We start from the raw sequence: 16,106 nt of genomic DNA, 5'->3' as shown, positions 1-16,106 counted from the left end.
TTCATGGCATTTAAGTTAGCGTCATCGCCTCACTTAAAAGTGCAACTACAGACGCAGAGCGTAATGCGCAGAGTCATTTTATGCGCATTACCAGGTATTGCAGCCCAGTTTTACTTTTTCGGCTGGGGCGTGATAGTACAAGTCATACTGGCGATAGCCATTGCACTCCTTAGTGAAGCTGCGGTGCTTAAATTGCGTAAACGTCCAATACTGCCAACATTAAGTGATAACAGTGCAGTGCTTACTGCGCTACTGATTGGTGTATCTATCCCCTCTATTGCACCTTGGTGGGTGGTTGTGGTTGGTACTATTTTTGCCATTGTAATCGTTAAACATCTCTACGGAGGCCTCGGGCAGAACATATTTAACCCAGCAATGGCAGCATATGTGATGTTGTTAATTTCTTTTCCTGTTCAAATGACAAGTTGGTCTGTTCCGTTACCACTAGCACAAACACCGATGGATTTAGGCCTAACCCTTAACGCTATTTTTGGTGCGATGACGCCAGAACAACTGTCTATCTATAAGTACGGCATAGATGGTATCGCTATGGCCACACCTCTAGATACAGTTAAAACAGATCTATCACTTGGACTCACTATTACTGAAAGCCTATCAAAAACCATTTTTTCAGACGGATTCGGTGTTGGTTGGTTCTGGGTCAATGTAGCCTATTTAGTGGGTGGTTTAGCCATGCTCAAATTAAAAGTGATCCGCTGGCAGATCAGCGTCGGTATACTCGCTTCACTTTTCGTTTGCAGTAGCTTTGGTTATCTTTTAAGCCCAGACACGCACATTGGTCCGCTGTTCCAGCTGTTTTCTGGTGCAACTATGCTAGCGGTATTTTTTATTGCTACCGATCCTGTTACAGCAGCAACCAGTGTACGTGGGCGACTATTATTTGGTGCTTTGATTGGTGTATTGGTTTATGTTATCCGTACTTATGGAGGCTATCCTGATGCCTTTGCATTCGCCATTTTACTCGCCAATTTGTGTGCACCATTTATCGACTATTATATTAAGCCAAGAAGCTACGGTCACCGTGCAGGCAGTTAATCACATAGCAATTGCGATTGCAGCAGTAAAAATCTGCGACTAAGAATAGACGTTATCGACGATTAGGTTAAAGACAAAATTTTGAAAAAATCAATGTTGAAAAATGGCTTGTTACTCGGTTTATTTGCCTTGCTCTGTACAGGGCTTGTAGCGGTAGTGAATCAACTTACCTTTGCCAAAATTAAACAACAAGAGCAGATTGAGCTTTCGCGCGTGCTGCATCAGATTATTCCTGACGGGATCCATGATAATGAGCTTACAGAGCACTGTATCACCATTCAAAATAGCGACTTTTTAGGTACGACTAAACCTTTGCCCGCTTATATCGCGACTCGTAATGGCGACGGAGTTGCGATCGCAATTGAAGCCGTTGCGCCTGACGGATACAACGGTAATATAAAAGTAATCATTGGTTTAAATAAAGCAGGCGAAGTACTTGGAGTGAGAACTTTGTCGCACCAAGAAACACCTGGACTGGGTGATAAAATTGAACTTCGCAAGTCTGATTGGGTAACCAAGTTTAATGGGCTTAGCGTGTCTTCTGAAAAAGAAAAACGCTGGCATGTAAAAAAAGATGGTGGCGAAATAGATCAATTTACTGGTGCAACCATCACCCCGCGTGCCTACGTTAAAGCAGTGAAATTAGCGACACTGTATTTCAATCAACATAAACAAGAGTTACTGAGCGCACCAGCGAGTTGTGAGGTAGATGATGAGTGATTACAAAGAACTAGCCTGGCAAGGCCTATGGAAAAACAATCCAGGATTGGTTCAACTGTTAGGCTTGTGTCCCCTACTCGCAGTAACGGCGACGTTGACCAATGCCTTGGGGCTAGGTTTAGCGACCATGCTGGTGTTAATCGGATCGAATATTTTAGTTTCACTCGTCAGAGACTACGTACCAAAAGAGATCCGTATTCCTGTATTTGTTATGATTATCGCGGCGTTAGTCACCAGTGTTCAGCTTTTTATTAACGCTTATGCTTATGGACTTTATCTTTCGCTTGGCATATTTTTGCCGCTGATTGTAACTAACTGCGTCATTATTGGCAGGGCTGAAGCATTCGCCTCTCGTAATAGCGTTGCTAAATCTACATTTGACGGACTAATGATGGGGTTAGGCTTTACGCTAGTGCTTTGTGTGCTCGGAGCAAGCCGTGAAATCTTAGGGCAAGGCACGCTATTTTATGGCGCAGACCAGTTATTAGGTGAATGGGCTAAAGGGCTAACAATTCAAATTTGGCAGGTCGATACAACTTTCCTACTGGCTATGCTCCCACCTGGTGCTTTTATCGGTATGGGACTGCTTATTGCACTTAAAAATGTTATTGATAACTATATTGAAGCTAGACAGCCTAAAGTTGAACAGGAAGCGCCGGCTAGAGTCAGAATAACTAAAGTCAATTAGTACAGAACAAATAGACGATTAAGAGTTACATCCTTAAATAATAACAACAGATGGATAGTGGCATATGAACACAGAAAAGCGTCGCCTTATTTTGGAGCGTTTACGGGAGAATAACCCAAAGCCTGAGACTGAGCTCAACTTCTCTAGCCCTTTTGAACTGCTCGTCGCAGTCACGCTCTCGGCGCAGGCAACTGATGTCAGTGTCAATAAAGCAACAGACAAACTGTTTCCTGTGGCCAATACCGCTCAGTCTATCGCTGCACTCGGCATAGAAGGTCTTAAAGGTTATATTAAAACCATTGGGCTCTATAACAACAAAGCAATCAATGTAGTAAAAGCCTGTGAAATACTGGTTGAAAAGTACGACGGCGAAGTCCCTGAAAACCGAGAAGCCTTAGAAGCGCTTCCAGGTGTGGGTAGAAAAACTGCTAATGTAGTGCTTAATACCGCTTTCGGCTGGCCTACCATTGCGGTAGATACTCACATAGATAGAGTGTCAAACCGCACTAAGTTTGCAATGGGCAAGAATGTTGTAGAGGTGGAAAAGAAACTTTTAAAGGTCGTCCCTGCAGAGTTCAAGGTTGATGTACACCACTGGTTGATATTACATGGCCGCTATACCTGTATCGCTAGAAAGCCTCGTTGCGGTAGCTGCATTATTGAAGACTTATGTGAGTTCAAAGATAAGGTTTATCCAGAAGAATAGTGGCTATTATCGTGCGTTAGCACGCATCACCGTTCCAATAAAAAAAGCCGCTAATGCGGCTTTTTTTCTAAAACATGCAGATAAAGAAAATAGACAGAAAAACCGCAATTATAGCGCTAAGACCTAGCGACATTTTTAGTTCAGTTTGCATCGACAACTCCTTAATGTAGTTACTTAATACTATAAGAAACCTTAGACTTTCTCAGGCAATAATTGAAGTTTTGTGATCTCGATACAGACTTTTTCTGGCAAGTATGCAAGGTAAGCACAAATAGTTCCCAAGTCGTATAAATTAGATATACTTCTGCTATAAATCATTGAGAAAAACCAACAAATTAAGAGGTTCAAATGGCACAGTTACTACATACCATGCTTCGCGTAGGAGATTTAGAGCGCAGTATCGCATTTTATACCCAAGTCATGGGTATGAAACTGCTTCGTAAAAGCGAAAACAGTGAATATAAATATACGCTCGCATTCGTCGGTTACGACGAAGAATCAACGGGTAGCGCAGTGATAGAACTCACTTATAACTGGGACACTGATTCCTATGATATGGGTAACGCATTTGGTCATATAGCCATTGGCGAAGAAGACATTTATGCTCGTTGTGATGCTATTGCGAGTGCTGGCGGTAAGGTTACTCGCCCAGCGGGTCCTGTTGCAGGCGGCTCGACTGAAATAGCATTTGTTGAAGATCCAGATGGCTACAAAATTGAGTTAATCCAAATGAGCTCATCACAAAAAGGTCTGGGTTAAAATCTTAATTAGCCTGCTAAGTTAACGCTCTTTAAAGTCACATAAAGCTATGACTAAAATGCAAGAGTTAAAGATATAAAAAAAGCGCCTTACGGCGCTTTTTCAGTTTTAGATTTTAAGATTAGAACTTAACAGTTACACCAGCAAAGTACTGACGACCAATGGTGTCATAAACTTCAGGAACTGTACCGCCATCACTACCATTAGAAACGGTTGAAGGCTCTTCGTCAGTCAAGTTCTTAACACCTGCGCTCAACATCCAAGTATCGTTGATGTAGTAGCTAGCAGAAACATTGTGGTAAAGCACTGCATCAACTTTAGTGCCAGCACCTAGGTCATCCATCTCACCGATGTAACGGTTGAAGTACATAACATTCCAATCGTCTTGACCAGCTTTAATACTAAAGTTGTTACGTACTTGAGCGTATGCACCGAAGTTACCATCGATAGTGTTAGTGTAATCAACGCCATCTTGCTCAAAGTTCAGCAAGTAGGTTGTATCGTTAGCTACGGTCCAATCTAAGTTTAACGCTTCAAAGCTATAAGCCAAGTTGAAATCAATACCGCTTGTATCTTGGTAACCCACGTTAGTTAGTGAGTTAGTTAGGTTAGATAAGTCACCATCAGGGCCAATGTTAAACGCTTCACATGCTGCTTGGTCACCCGCATAACAGTTGTTTAGACCATTTTGAGTGTCCATACGCGCAATTGCGTTCTGAACCTTGAAGCGCCAGTAATCAACCGTTAGCGACATACCATCAACATAGCTTGGCGAGTAAACTAAACCAGCAGTGTACGACTCTGACTCTTCAGGTTGAAGATCTTCATCAGATGTACGGATAACTAAGATTTGTGGATCTTGTTCATTTTTCCATGGATCTTCTAGGTAATCGAATGAACCAGAGTTTCCGCCGTATAGCTCGCTAACGCTTGGTGCACGGAACCCTGTTGCCGCTACTGTACGGATCATTAAGTCATCAGTTGCTTCGTATGTTAGACCAATCTTCCAAGTTGATGCATTACCAAATGTAGAGTAATCATCAAAACGTAGCGCAAATTCACCAGTTAATTTATCAGTAAATGGTACGCTAACTTCTTGGAACACTGAAATAACGTTGTAGTTACCGTCTGTTGGGTCTTGCTGTGCAGCTGTACTTTCACCAGCAACAACTATTGGGTCTGGATTGTAGTAACCGCTTTCGTAACGGTACTCTGCGCCCATAGCAAATGCAACCGCACCAGCATCAAGGTCAAACAGCTCACCACTAATACCTGCAGAAATAACATGCTGCTCGTTACCACCGTCAGCTTCTTCAGTGTAAGCAACGCTGTTTAACAAGTCTTGGTCAGTCATAGGCTGACCAGTAAACCATGCATCTTGATCAGCGTAGATAGCTTCTGTCATTAAAGTAGCGTTAATTGAGTTTTCTACTTTGGTATCAGCTTTATTCTTACCGTATGTGTATGAAAGATCCCAATCCATACCAGTGTTAACATCAATTGAACCGGCAAGACCTGCTGACACACGTAAGGTATCTGTATCTTGGCTGTAGATACGAGGACCTACATCATTCATACGTTTTCTGTAGTTAACATTGCCTTTATCGTCTGGCTTAATACCAGCTGCAATCATGTCATCATCAAGTTCGATACATGAGTCAGAAACAACGCCTGCCTCACAAACAGCGAGATCTAAGTTTGCTGGTTGAGGAGCTAACTGCTGGTTAGACTTACGCTTGGTGTAAAGAATATCACCCGTTAGTACTAAGTCATCGCCTAGCTCTTGGGTCATGTTAGCGAATAAGCTGTAGCGCTTACTTGGTGTTTGATAGAAGCTATCTTGGGTGTAGTCGTAGCTTTCTTCACGATCTACCCAGTTGCCGCTGTCATCTTTAACCATTCCGCCCAAAGAACCATTTGGAATGAACGAGCTTGCACCTGGATCAGTCCAGTCGCGGTCTGATTGAACCACCCCACGGCGTTCTGAATATGCAGCACCGAAAGTATAGTTACCTGTATCTGTATTAAAACCATATAGCGCACTGACCTCGCCGTTTTCACCGTCGCTCTTATCAGTCATGCCACCAGTTACGTCAATCTGGAAGCCTTCAAAATCTTTCTTAGTAATGATGTTAACAACACCAGCAATTGCATCTGAACCATAAACAGCGGATGCGCCGTCTTTTAGGATTTCAACGCGAGCAATCATTGCTACTGGGATAGAGTTAAGATCCACAGCGCTGTCTGCGCCAGAACCAGAGTTAACCATACGACGGCCGTTAAGCAATACTAGTGTACGCTGTGAGCCCATACCACGCAGGTCTACTTGAGCAACACCGTCAGCGCCGTTATTGGTACTTGAGCCAACTGCTGCGCCGGCCATAGATGTTTGTGCTTGTAGCATTTGATCTACAGAGGTGAAACCTTCAGCTTTAATAGTGGCAGCGTCAATAACGGTTACTGGAGAAGCTGTTTCCATATCTTGACGTTGAATGCGGGAGCCGGTAACAGCAATACGTTCTACTTTAGCTTCCTCTTCTGCGTATGCGGCGGTTGAAACTGTAATTGCAGATGTTGAGACGGATGCGATTAATCCGAACTTTATTGCTGAGGCCAATTTAGATGGTCTGTTCATTTATGTCGTACTCCCTAACTTAATTATTTTTATATGCACGTCATTTGTTATCACTGACGTTGCTAGGGATACTGCAATTTCACGTTTAAAGCGTCAATCCACCAACTCGTTAACCATTCACTTTACAATGTTAATAAAGGTGATAAAAAAGGTAACCATAAATATCAGTCAGCGTTTAAAGCAAATCCAAAACCAGAGGTCGCCAGCGCAATACACTAAAATACACACCTTCAGCAGCATATTTAACCGCAAAAAAGTTAACATGCACGTAACCCACCCAAACAAAGAAAGTGTGACAAATATCACACTTTTCGGGGTATTTTTTTAGTAAGCGAGCCAAACAAATAGCCAATTTTTAGAGCTGGCTCCTATTTTTTTAATATTAAATAGACTAGTCATAAAGAATTTGTTCAGAAATGGAGGGCTCAGTAAAAGATAACATGTAGCAGCGGCGTAACAATTACGATTGACGCGATAACAACTCCGCAGCAACTGTTATCCAGTAACGCCGTGAGTGTTACATATATAAATAGTCATTTTTATCGCATAAAACAAAATCGCCACGTAAAAAGGTTTAATCAGTGATTGCATTGAGAGGGGCTAAAAAGTTACTGCGATTTATTGATAGTTAACTTCGATCGTATAACTGATACTGCCTTTACCTGCTTTATTATCAGAAATAACTTTTATCTCGCCACCTATATAGATGGAGGCATTGGTAGAAAGCGAGAATAACTGTTGCTGCGCACCATTCGGTAATAAAGGTGTAAACTCAACATGGCTACTATTACTACCTGACACCTTTATCAATACGGACTGTTCTTCATTTCCCAGCAGCTGAATTTCCCCTAAGGAAAAATCAGATGTGGCACAAGCACTACCTGTACGGCTATTTGTCGTTAACGTGCAAATATTGTTTTTAGTATTGTAAATATCGCCTAACTCAATTTCGCTTACCTGGGCAATGCTCACAGGTAAAACAAGATTAAACTGAGCTTGCCCCATGACTGATGCTAAGACTATAACTGAAAGCATACTTGCTACTGATTGAAGTAAAGTATTTGGGACTATTATAGGTGCTGTCACTACTCATCGCGAACAACGCAGCACACAATTGATTACTAGAGCACTATCTCATCTAGCTGTTGAAAATCTCCGGGGTTTAGTGAAACTAGTTGGATAAGACGATCCTTAACCCAAAGCTCATACTCTCCGGGTGTTATTTGTTCAAAAATAAAAACGCCATCGTACTCAACACGCGAAAAATACTCCTTGTCGCTGGCCGTGGATTTAAGGCTAACTTTTACTCCTTTGGCAGCTTGTTGATTTTCATCGCTCAATTGGTAGATATAGCCTTCTACTTCAGCGGTAAACATCACTGGAAAAGCAATGGGTTGGATAAAGCCTGGATGGGCATTAACTTTAATCACACTAGCAACGGGTACTAAAAAAGGGTCTGGCAAGCTGCGTTCATTAAGTGCTAGCTTATGGCCACGACTAGTGTGAAGTTGGGTAATGAGTAATTCACCATTATTATCTGTCATGCTATTAGGACTGCTATGGCCTGAAAACTGTAATCCTGAAAGAGGGGTTTCATTGGCATCAAACAATCCATTAGCATTGTCATCTTGAAACGCTATAATTTTAACGCTACCAGTATTAATAAAGCTGTTTCGATCGATCAACCAGCGATTATCTGTCGTTTCCCACAGTAATGAACTGTTCCATCTTAATTGTGCTAGCCAGTCGCCTGTCGCATAGTTGTCGACTGCTAACCTCAATGTGCCGTAGTCAAACAAATAAGAAAGTGAATTTCGGCTGCTAAAATCTCCGTCTAAGCTCGGTTGATAGCGCAATTCCAGTTGATAATTTGCGACATCATTTAAAGTAGTATTTATATTTGCAACCCATTGATTAAATTCTATATCTGGAGATAAGTTCATATCCACATAACTTCTTAACGACCAACTGCCAATGCGGCCCGATACTGCAAACCTCTCATTGAGTTTACTGCCATTACTGAAAGCAGACCAACGGAGTTCATTATTTAAATTAATCACTGACAGCTGGCCAGATAGGCTAAAACCGATTTGAGTTCTCTCTCCGCCAGAGCTTAGTCGCTGCCAGTCTCCGCCTAAGCCCCAGTTAACGCCTGCGCCATCAAAAAAACCACTTACATCTACGTTAGCTTCTTGCTTAATACGGCCCTCTGCGTTGTTCCAAGAGCTGAAATTATTGTAACCGCTCCACTCAGCCTGCCAGTCAATAGCATCTAAACTACCTTGAAGCGCAACACTTGCTGCGTGGCCTCCCTCACTATGCACGTAATTGAGCTGAAGTAAATTTAAGTCACTAAGGAGATTAACTGATAACTTTGGCAGAAAATGCCACTTTTCATTAATATCTTGCTGCTGGACCAAAGCCAGTCCCGCTGTTAAGTTATCAAGCAATGCCCAGTTAAAGTTAGTGTAGTACTGTTTCAAGTCATCTTGCTCTCTAGACATAGCGCCAGCACTCATCCCGAAACTGCCCTGCTCCATAACTGAAGTATCGAGTAATTTACTAAAAGATTCACTGCGAACCTCACCATTAGGACCATAAAAGCGCAGCTGATACTGGTTAATGCCGATGTAGTACGGCACTTTTATAAAACGATAGAGCCCATCAGCCTTAACTCGCTGAACATCTATGAGTCCATTATTTCGATACAATTCGACATCCCAACCAGGTTCCGTTTCACCTTCGACAACAATATGGCGTAAATCACTGTGGAACTCGCTACCAGCTGATAACTGAGCACCAATACCCGAACTTGCTTCAGAGACTAACGCTAAATTATGCGACGTTATATTACCTAATCGATAATGGCTCACCCAACTATCAGTTAGCTCCTTATCGACATAGGCAGTAAGATCAGTATTATTGTCAGACCAAGAATAGGAGAAATAGCCATTATGTTGCAGTAAATCAAATCGACCTTGCACTGCACCATCTATCGCTGTAGTCGTGTGGTGATTAAGTCGCTGACTTCTAGCACCAATATCAATATTGAGCCCTAGATCCCCGCTATTTGCGTATTGCTTTGGGATATTTTTAACAAGCCCTTCTTTAACATTCAATTTGTTCTTATTAAATAAATCAAAGCGTTTTTGTCGCGCGATCAATTGACTTAAAGGGATAGCCTCTGATTCTGCGATGCTGTAGCTTTGCCTTGCAGAATCAAAAGCAATAACAAGGCCATACATCTGCGCGATAATATTGGCATCGATATAGAGATCCCAATCATCATGATAGACTATCGTTTTACGGTGATTACAATCATCATTATTGGCCCAATACTGCATCAAATTTTGACTTATATCGATCAGCCGTGTTTCGTCAATAAACCAACCTTCTGCACTTTTAGTCTCAATATCAACCTGAACAGGCAATAATAACTGCTCTGCAAAAAATTCGAGTGGCAAGTAATAGTTACCATTTAGGTGATAAACAAACATCTCTTCACTTAATAGCATTTTTGCATACGAGATTTGTGTGACTAAGACGTTCTGCTCATCGATGGAGCGACTATCATATGATCTTGTTATACGTTTATTACATTGTAAGTCACTAACTTGTTTGGTTATTACAGTAGTAGCGAGCCCTTCTTTTTTAGCTATCAAGGCTGATGTAACGTTATTTTTTGAGTTCTGTACAGCAGAAGTATTTTGCTTGTCTGCGCTCAAAGCTGTAGATAATTCAGTTTTCGAGCGTGTTTCTTGGCTTAGTTTTTTCGCCTTGCTGTCCGGATTAGTTTTCGTTTTAGCCTTTAACTTAGTTATAGACATCCGTTTTACTGTGGTTTCATGTTCAGCCAAAGGTGTTAAATAACTTGAATCACTTTTAATGTTCGACACAATAAGTGAGCTTTCATCTAACTTGCAGCCCGTTGCATTTACATCACTAATCAGATCAATAATAAGTTCATGTTTGGAATGAGTTGAGAGTAAGTCCGAATAATCGTGATCACGGAGTTGAATCAGTGTCAATAGCGCCCTTTCATCATTTACATCTACGTTTTGTGGGCTAATTAGCGTAATCGACAAAATCGCTGCTAATGTTAGCCAGCGACATAAAGAAAGGAGTTTTAGCAGAAGTTCCAAGTTCAAAAATACTAAAGTGCTAGCTTAACCTCGACGCTTTTAGAATTATTGAGTTTATCATTTTCCCTGTAGCGAACAATTAACCTTGCGTTATGACTTACACTTTCGGTGATCGGTACAGAGAATGTTCTCTCAGAAAGCTCTGTATAAATAGTAACATTTTTTGAGGCACCTACTATTTCATTTGTATCCGCGTTAATAACTTCAATGTCACCGTAGGTACTTCTATTTCCGGCTCTTTTTAACGTGACTTGCAGAGTGTTACTACCAGCATCAAGTACACTATTACTAAGAATGAGTTCTGAATCTAAATCACCAACCCTTAATATAACCGGTACCGATATTTTTAGGTAAGCAGAAATACTGAGACTAAAAACATCAGACTCATCTGCGACTGAGTCTTTTTTCTCTGGTGCCAACGGAATTTGGTGAAATACAATGTAGCTACGGTATTCACCTTTTTCAATAGATTTTGGTAATCTGGCTGCTATACGTACTTTTACCGCTTGTTCAGGTTGAATATTGATCCTACGTGGTGAGTAACGGATATAGTTAGATATTGAAAAATCAACATCATTTTTATCTAACGTGACAAACTCTCCAGAATCCAACATCTGTTTATCTTCAAAGTAGATGTTATAACGTGAATTTGCAGAACTTTTATTCACTAAGGAGAATACTGCGCTACGATTCTTGAGGTTATCGAGTTCAACACGAGTAGGATTAACCAGCAAATTAGCTGATACTTGAAACGAAAAAAGCACTGCAAAGCAGCCTAAAAATAGTTTATTCATGATACGCCCAGCTAATTGTGAGGCTTAGCCTCATTATTGTTATTTGTTTAGCTTACTTCGAGCTTAAAACTGTTAAGTCATCTTGTCATTTTCCAAAATGAATATTTTAATAAAAATAAGAAACTGCATTCGCAGCCAGCTTCTTATTTTATGACTATCTCGAATCCAACTCTCTTAATAAGTTACAGAGACAGTATAATCTAACACTTGCGCACCCGATGCGACTGTGCCACTAGCATCTACATCAACATTACCACCAACATTAAAGCTGACTTCACCTGAAGTTACAGCACCAATAGTCTCAGTAGGGTTAATAACTGATGGTGTAAAAGTAATACCATCAAGAGAAGTATCAGCACCAGAAACACTAACGTTTACAATACCATCGGTACCAGTAACTTTAAATTCACCAGCGACTTGTGCTGCACCAGTCGCTAAACAAATTGTTCCAGTTGCTAACGAAGCCGCCGTAAAACCACAAGAGCCAGTAGTTCCGATATCTATATCACCTAAATTAAGTTGGGTCGTTTCAGAAATAACGAGTGGCTTGATTAAGTTAAAGTTAGCTTTACCGGTAAAGTCGCTTGCTCCGACCTGAGATGTTAGTAATACAGAAGAAGCGATTAAAGATGAAAGGAGTATTTTTTTATTCATTATGTTGTTCCCATTGTAGCGCAAGAAATTATCATTAATTTTAGGTAGAGCCTAAGCGCTTGTTTAGCCGCACTTTAATTAGCTCGGAAACAAAAGATAACAATTGCGTTACATTTAGCAACATATTTTAAACCTTGAAGGGTCCACTCATTCTCAAAATGAATTTTAGGTATTTATTACCCCTAGTTATACTAAGGTTTAGCGGTAGCGCTTTCAAATATTAAACACCAATAGAGGCGCAATAAACAGTGACATACTCCATTTCAAGCGCCACCTACGGGATTTAAATTCACAACGGATTTAATTTTCCGCCCTTACTAAATAGCTATATGTAATATCTAATAACCAATAACACTAAGCCTTTAGTCTTACAAAGCGAGATATTTCACTGAAACAGCCACAAAAAACTACGTCTAGTAACACTTAACTACTACAGAGCTAACCCTTATAGATAATTCTATTGTTGTTAAAAATGGTTCAGGTTAACCTAGATTAAAAAAGGGGAATATAATGTTAAGCCTCAAAAAAATGAAAGTCCTGTTAAACATACATTTGCTGCTGATAGCCACCGTCTCCGTAAGCACTGAAGCAGCAATTACGATTACTGAGTTACAACCAATAAAATACCCTTCCACCGTCAAAAACCAGAGTAAATCGACAGTTGTGCTCGTCAATTGGAAAGGAAACCTTGGAAATGCAACAAACGCCACACTGCTTGATAATGATTATTATGAAGGCAAATACCTCGTCAGCTCAGATTCCAACCTCCCTATCACGATTGAATTTTTTCAATTAGGTAACGAGAGTAAGGTGAACTTAAAAACACTACGGGTGAGATATAAAAACAAAACCTATAAGAGTTTTCCAACCATCCCCCTTGATAACCCAGGCGTAGATGGCGAGATTATTGCGATTGGAGCGAAAGTCGTAGCGGGAAAAAATGCTACTGCGGGGGATAAAAACCCACAATATGTTCTGAGGATAGAGGAGCAACAGTAACACGACAGCTCCTCTATTGAGACATGGGCTTACTTGGCTTCAGGCTGAATCAGATTAAAGTGATTATAGGCACGTTGTGTTGCGATACGCCCGCGAGGTGTTCTCTGCACAAACCCCTGCTGAATTAAGAACGGCTCTAATACATCTTCAATGGTTTCACGCTCTTCACCAATAGCGGCTGCTAAGTTATCTAACCCGACCGGGCCGCCCATAAACTTATCAATAATGGCCAAAAGTAGTTTTCGGTCCATATAATCAAACCCTTCAGCATCAACATCTAACATATCCAATGCTAATTCAGCGACGATTTTAGTCACCGCACCACTATGCTTGACTTCGGCAAAATCCCGTACTCTGCGCAGTAAGCGATTCGCAATTCTTGGAGTACCACGGGAACGCCTTGCAATCTCAATAGCGCCCTCTTCATCTATCTCAAGTTCCATCACCTTTGCCGAGCGAATAACAATCGTCGACAAATCTTTAATGTTGTAGAACTCTAGTCGCAGCGGAATACCAAATCGTGCTCGCAGAGGAGACGTTAATGAACCTGCACGGGTTGTGGCGCCAACCAGGGTAAACGGTGGCAAGTCTAGCTTAATAGAACGAGCAGCAGGTCCTTCACCGATCATTATGTCAAGCTGATAATCCTCCATTGCTGGATAGAGGATCTCTTCAACTACGGGGCTTAGACGATGGATTTCATCAATAAACAACACATCATTTTCTTCAAGGTTGGTTAATAACGCAGCCAAATCACCCGCTTTTTCTAAAACAGGCCCAGAAGTTGACTTGATATTAACGCCCATCTCATTAGCAACAATCATTGCCAGTGTTGTCTTACCCAGACCAGGAGGGCCATATATAAGCATATGATCTAACGCTTCACCGCGTTTTTGCGCAGCTTCAATAAAAATCTTTAACTGTGCACGAGTGTCATCCTGCCCCGTATATTCATCCAACAATTTTGGACGCATAGCTCTATCGACAACTTCGTCAGGCTCGATAACTTGCGGTTGTATTAGTCTGTCAGCTTCAATCATTGGTTATCCTTAAAGCATCGACTTCAGCGCTGATTTGATCAGCGATTCTGAATCGATTCCATCGACATAAACAGCAGATACAGCTTTACTGGCCTGCGCGGGTTTGTAACCAAGCGACAATAAAGCTGCAATAGCATCTTCTTCGGCAGTATTAGCAACGACGGGAGCGGTATAATTGGACTGCAACATAAACTCTCTTTCTGAGCCAACGGATGCTTCCATTAAACTTTTGAGTTTATCTCGCATTTCTACCAGTAAACGCTCTGCTGTTTTCTTACCAACACCAGGAAGTTTAACCAAAGTGGCAATATCATCTCTTTCAACACAAGCGACAAATTCCCCTGCTGTCATACCGGACAGTATCGTTAACGCCAACTTGGGCCCTACGCCATTGGTTTTAATCAATAAACGAAACAGTGCACGCTCTTGCTTTGAGATAAAGCCATATAAAAGCTGTGCGTCTTCTCTAACAACAAAGTGGGTAAAAACTACAGCCTCAAGACCGATTTCAGGTAACTCATAAAAGCTAGTCAGTGGCATCTGGATTTCGTAGCCAACACCAGAAACATCAATAAGCACTTCAGGTGCTTGCTTCTCAACAAGTAAACCTCGTATCCGACCAATCATTTATATCTTCCGTATGTTCTAGAGTTTGCTCTGCCGCCCATGGCCGCTAAGCTTTGATTTGTATGATAATGACACACCGCGACCCCTAATGCGTCAGCCGCATCAGCTTGCGGTGCACTGGGTAACTTTAACAGTTGCTGGATCATATGCTGCACTTGCGACTTCTGTGCCCGGCCTGTGCCCACAACCGCACTTTTTATCTGAGTTGCACTGTATTCTGCAACCGGCAAGTTTGCAGCGGTTGCTGCAACTATAGCAGCCCCGCGAGCTTGGCCTAATTTCAATGCAGAATCTGCGTTTTTTGCCATGAAAACTCGCTCAATGGCAAACTCATCAGGCTGATACTGCCTGATAATTTCAGATAGACCATCAAAAATTTGTTTTAAGCGCAACGGCAGTTCATCAGAGCTGGTTCTTATACAACCGCTGCCAACATAAACCTGTTGCCTGCCAACACAGCTGATGACGCCATATCCGGTGATCCTTGAACCCGGATCGACGCCTAAAATAATGGCCATAAAATCTATTCCAAGCCTGCCATCACTTCATCAGAAATATCAGCATTATGGTAAACCTCTTGCACATCATCGTGATCTTCAAGGTTATCGATTAATCGCAAAAATTTAGGGGCGGTACTGGCATCTAATTCAGCTTTAGTTGACGGTAGCATTGTCACTTCAGCATTGACAGCTTCAAGCCCTGCAGCATCTAATGCGTCTTTAACCGCGCCAAAATCTTCTGGAGTTGTAAACACATCGATAGAGCTATCTTCATGTGCCACAACATCATCTGCGCCAGCCTCTAACGCCGCATCCATCACCGTATCTTCATCTGCGTTTTGATAAGAAATAATGCCTTTTTTGTCAAAAAGGTAGGCAACAGAACCGTCAGTACCTAGATTGCCCCCTGATTTGCTAAACGCATTTCTTACACCAGACACTGTGCGGTTTTTATTATCAGTCATGGTTTCAACTAAAACAGCCGTGCCACCAGGTCCGTAACCTTCATAGATAATGGTCTCTAGTACTTGACCATCTAATTCACCTGCACCACGTTTAATCGCACGCTCTACCGTGTCACGCGTCATATTATTTGACAGTGATTTATCGATGGCTGCACGAAGTCTTGGGTTGGAATCTGGATCTGAACCACCTTCTCTAGCAGCAACAGTAAGCTCACGAATAAACTTAGTAAAAAGCTTACCACGCTTAGCATCTTGCGCGGCTTTACGGTGCTTAATATTATCCCACTTACTATGACCAGCCATGTTTATCTCCTACATTCGA

Annotated in this window: 15 protein-coding genes; 6 read left to right on the top strand and 9 right to left on the bottom strand. The window is 41.6% G+C overall.

Features of this window, described 5'->3' with window-relative positions; all coding sequences use genetic code 11:
- The first annotated feature begins 3 nt into the window (after nt 1-3).
- The 5 genes from rsxD to gloA all read left to right on the top strand — a co-directional run bounded on the left by rsxD (nt 4) and on the right by gloA (nt 3,929).
- A complete protein-coding gene (gene rsxD, locus L2730_RS15515) occupies nt 4-1,056 on the top strand; it encodes an electron transport complex subunit RsxD (RefSeq protein WP_248975423.1) in 1,053 nt (350 codons plus the stop codon).
- 93 nt (nt 1,057-1,149) lie between these two features.
- Nucleotides 1,150-1,776: an electron transport complex subunit RsxG gene (gene rsxG, locus L2730_RS15510; RefSeq protein ID WP_248975458.1), complete on the top strand. Its 627-nt coding sequence runs from the start codon at nt 1,150-1,152 to the stop codon at nt 1,774-1,776.
- Nucleotides 1,769-2,464: an electron transport complex subunit E gene (locus L2730_RS15505; protein WP_220738027.1), complete on the top strand. Its 696-nt coding sequence runs from the start codon at nt 1,769-1,771 to the stop codon at nt 2,462-2,464. The genes rsxG and L2730_RS15505 overlap by 8 nt, the downstream gene beginning before the upstream one ends.
- A 64-nt stretch (nt 2,465-2,528) precedes the next feature.
- Nucleotides 2,529-3,170: an endonuclease III gene (gene nth, locus L2730_RS15500; protein WP_248975422.1), complete on the top strand. Its 642-nt coding sequence runs from the start codon at nt 2,529-2,531 to the stop codon at nt 3,168-3,170.
- A gap of 348 nt (nt 3,171-3,518) precedes the next feature.
- On the top strand, nt 3,519-3,929 hold the full coding sequence (gene gloA, locus L2730_RS15495) for a lactoylglutathione lyase (protein ID WP_248975421.1): 411 nt from the start codon (nt 3,519-3,521) through the stop codon (nt 3,927-3,929).
- A gap of 121 nt (nt 3,930-4,050) precedes the next feature.
- Here gloA and L2730_RS15490 read toward each other — a convergent pair whose 3' ends face one another.
- The 5 genes from L2730_RS15490 to L2730_RS15470 all read right to left on the bottom strand — a co-directional run bounded on the left by L2730_RS15490 (nt 4,051) and on the right by L2730_RS15470 (nt 12,154).
- Entirely contained in the window at nt 4,051-6,564 is a 2,514-nt protein-coding gene (locus L2730_RS15490; protein ID WP_248975420.1) for a TonB-dependent receptor plug domain-containing protein, read from the bottom strand.
- Nucleotides 6,565-7,182: 618 nt separating this feature from the next.
- Nucleotides 7,183-7,650 (bottom strand): DUF4402 domain-containing protein, encoded by a 468-nt coding sequence (locus L2730_RS15485; RefSeq protein WP_248975419.1) that lies wholly within the window; start codon nt 7,648-7,650, stop codon nt 7,183-7,185.
- A gap of 35 nt (nt 7,651-7,685) precedes the next feature.
- The gene (locus L2730_RS15480) at nt 7,686-10,649 is read right to left on the bottom strand and encodes a carboxypeptidase regulatory-like domain-containing protein (RefSeq protein WP_248975418.1); all 2,964 of its coding nucleotides are present in this window, start codon (nt 10,647-10,649) and stop codon (nt 7,686-7,688) included.
- A 68-nt stretch (nt 10,650-10,717) separates the two neighbouring features.
- Entirely contained in the window at nt 10,718-11,500 is a 783-nt protein-coding gene (locus L2730_RS15475) for a fimbrial biogenesis chaperone (protein ID WP_248975417.1), read from the bottom strand.
- A gap of 174 nt (nt 11,501-11,674) precedes the next feature.
- Nucleotides 11,675-12,154, bottom strand: a complete 480-nt coding sequence (locus L2730_RS15470) for a hypothetical protein (protein ID WP_248975416.1) — start codon at nt 12,152-12,154, stop codon at nt 11,675-11,677.
- A gap of 510 nt (nt 12,155-12,664) precedes the next feature.
- On the opposite strand from L2730_RS15470, the gene L2730_RS15465 reads away from it, so the two are divergent.
- Nucleotides 12,665-13,153 carry a hypothetical protein gene (locus tag L2730_RS15465; protein ID WP_248975415.1) on the top strand — a complete coding sequence of 163 codons (489 nt, stop codon included), beginning with the start codon at nt 12,665-12,667 and terminating at the stop codon, nt 13,151-13,153.
- Between the two features lie 29 nt (nt 13,154-13,182).
- Here the strand turns inward: L2730_RS15465 and ruvB are convergent, their stop codons facing one another.
- From ruvB to L2730_RS15445, 4 genes are read right to left on the bottom strand one after another with little or no spacing between them, the layout of a single operon-like run.
- Nucleotides 13,183-14,193 carry a Holliday junction branch migration DNA helicase RuvB gene (gene ruvB / locus L2730_RS15460; protein WP_248975414.1) on the bottom strand — a complete coding sequence of 337 codons (1,011 nt, stop codon included), beginning with the start codon at nt 14,191-14,193 and terminating at the stop codon, nt 13,183-13,185.
- A 9-nt stretch (nt 14,194-14,202) separates the two neighbouring features.
- Complete coding sequence (ruvA, locus tag L2730_RS15455; protein ID WP_020912459.1) at nt 14,203-14,820, bottom strand: Holliday junction branch migration protein RuvA; 618 nt, start codon at nt 14,818-14,820, stop codon at nt 14,203-14,205.
- Complete coding sequence (gene ruvC / locus L2730_RS15450) at nt 14,817-15,338, bottom strand: crossover junction endodeoxyribonuclease RuvC (RefSeq protein WP_248975413.1); 522 nt, start codon at nt 15,336-15,338, stop codon at nt 14,817-14,819. The genes ruvA and ruvC overlap by 4 nt, the downstream gene beginning before the upstream one ends.
- A 5-nt stretch (nt 15,339-15,343) precedes the next feature.
- Nucleotides 15,344-16,087, bottom strand: coding sequence for a YebC/PmpR family DNA-binding transcriptional regulator (locus L2730_RS15445; RefSeq protein WP_248975412.1), 744 nt, complete (start codon nt 16,085-16,087; stop codon nt 15,344-15,346).
- Nucleotides 16,088-16,106: the final 19 nt, after the last annotated feature.

The organism is Shewanella kaireitica (genome assembly GCF_023284045.1).
GTDB lineage: Bacteria > Pseudomonadota > Gammaproteobacteria > Enterobacterales > Shewanellaceae > Shewanella > Shewanella kaireitica.
This window is presented reverse-complemented; position numbering and strand designations above follow the sequence as displayed.

Coding starts and splice junctions, on each gene's coding strand:
- gloA (WP_248975421.1), top strand. CDS start 3,519: ATGGCACAGTTACTACATACCATGCTTCGCGTAGGAGATTTAGAGCGC.
- rsxG (WP_248975458.1), top strand. CDS start 1,150: ATGTTGAAAAATGGCTTGTTACTCGGTTTATTTGCCTTGCTCTGTACA.
- L2730_RS15475 (WP_248975417.1), bottom strand. CDS start 11,500: ATGAATAAACTATTTTTAGGCTGCTTTGCAGTGCTTTTTTCGTTTCAA.
- L2730_RS15490 (WP_248975420.1), bottom strand. CDS start 6,564: ATGAACAGACCATCTAAATTGGCCTCAGCAATAAAGTTCGGATTAATC.
- rsxD (WP_248975423.1), top strand. CDS start 4: ATGGCATTTAAGTTAGCGTCATCGCCTCACTTAAAAGTGCAACTACAG.
- ruvA (WP_020912459.1), bottom strand. CDS start 14,820: ATGATTGGTCGGATACGAGGTTTACTTGTTGAGAAGCAAGCACCTGAA.
- L2730_RS15505 (WP_220738027.1), top strand. CDS start 1,769: ATGAGTGATTACAAAGAACTAGCCTGGCAAGGCCTATGGAAAAACAAT.
- ruvC (WP_248975413.1), bottom strand. CDS start 15,338: ATGGCCATTATTTTAGGCGTCGATCCGGGTTCAAGGATCACCGGATAT.
- nth (WP_248975422.1), top strand. CDS start 2,529: ATGAACACAGAAAAGCGTCGCCTTATTTTGGAGCGTTTACGGGAGAAT.
- ruvB (WP_248975414.1), bottom strand. CDS start 14,193: ATGATTGAAGCTGACAGACTAATACAACCGCAAGTTATCGAGCCTGAC.
- L2730_RS15445 (WP_248975412.1), bottom strand. CDS start 16,087: ATGGCTGGTCATAGTAAGTGGGATAATATTAAGCACCGTAAAGCCGCG.
- L2730_RS15470 (WP_248975416.1), bottom strand. CDS start 12,154: ATGAATAAAAAAATACTCCTTTCATCTTTAATCGCTTCTTCTGTATTA.
- L2730_RS15465 (WP_248975415.1), top strand. CDS start 12,665: ATGTTAAGCCTCAAAAAAATGAAAGTCCTGTTAAACATACATTTGCTG.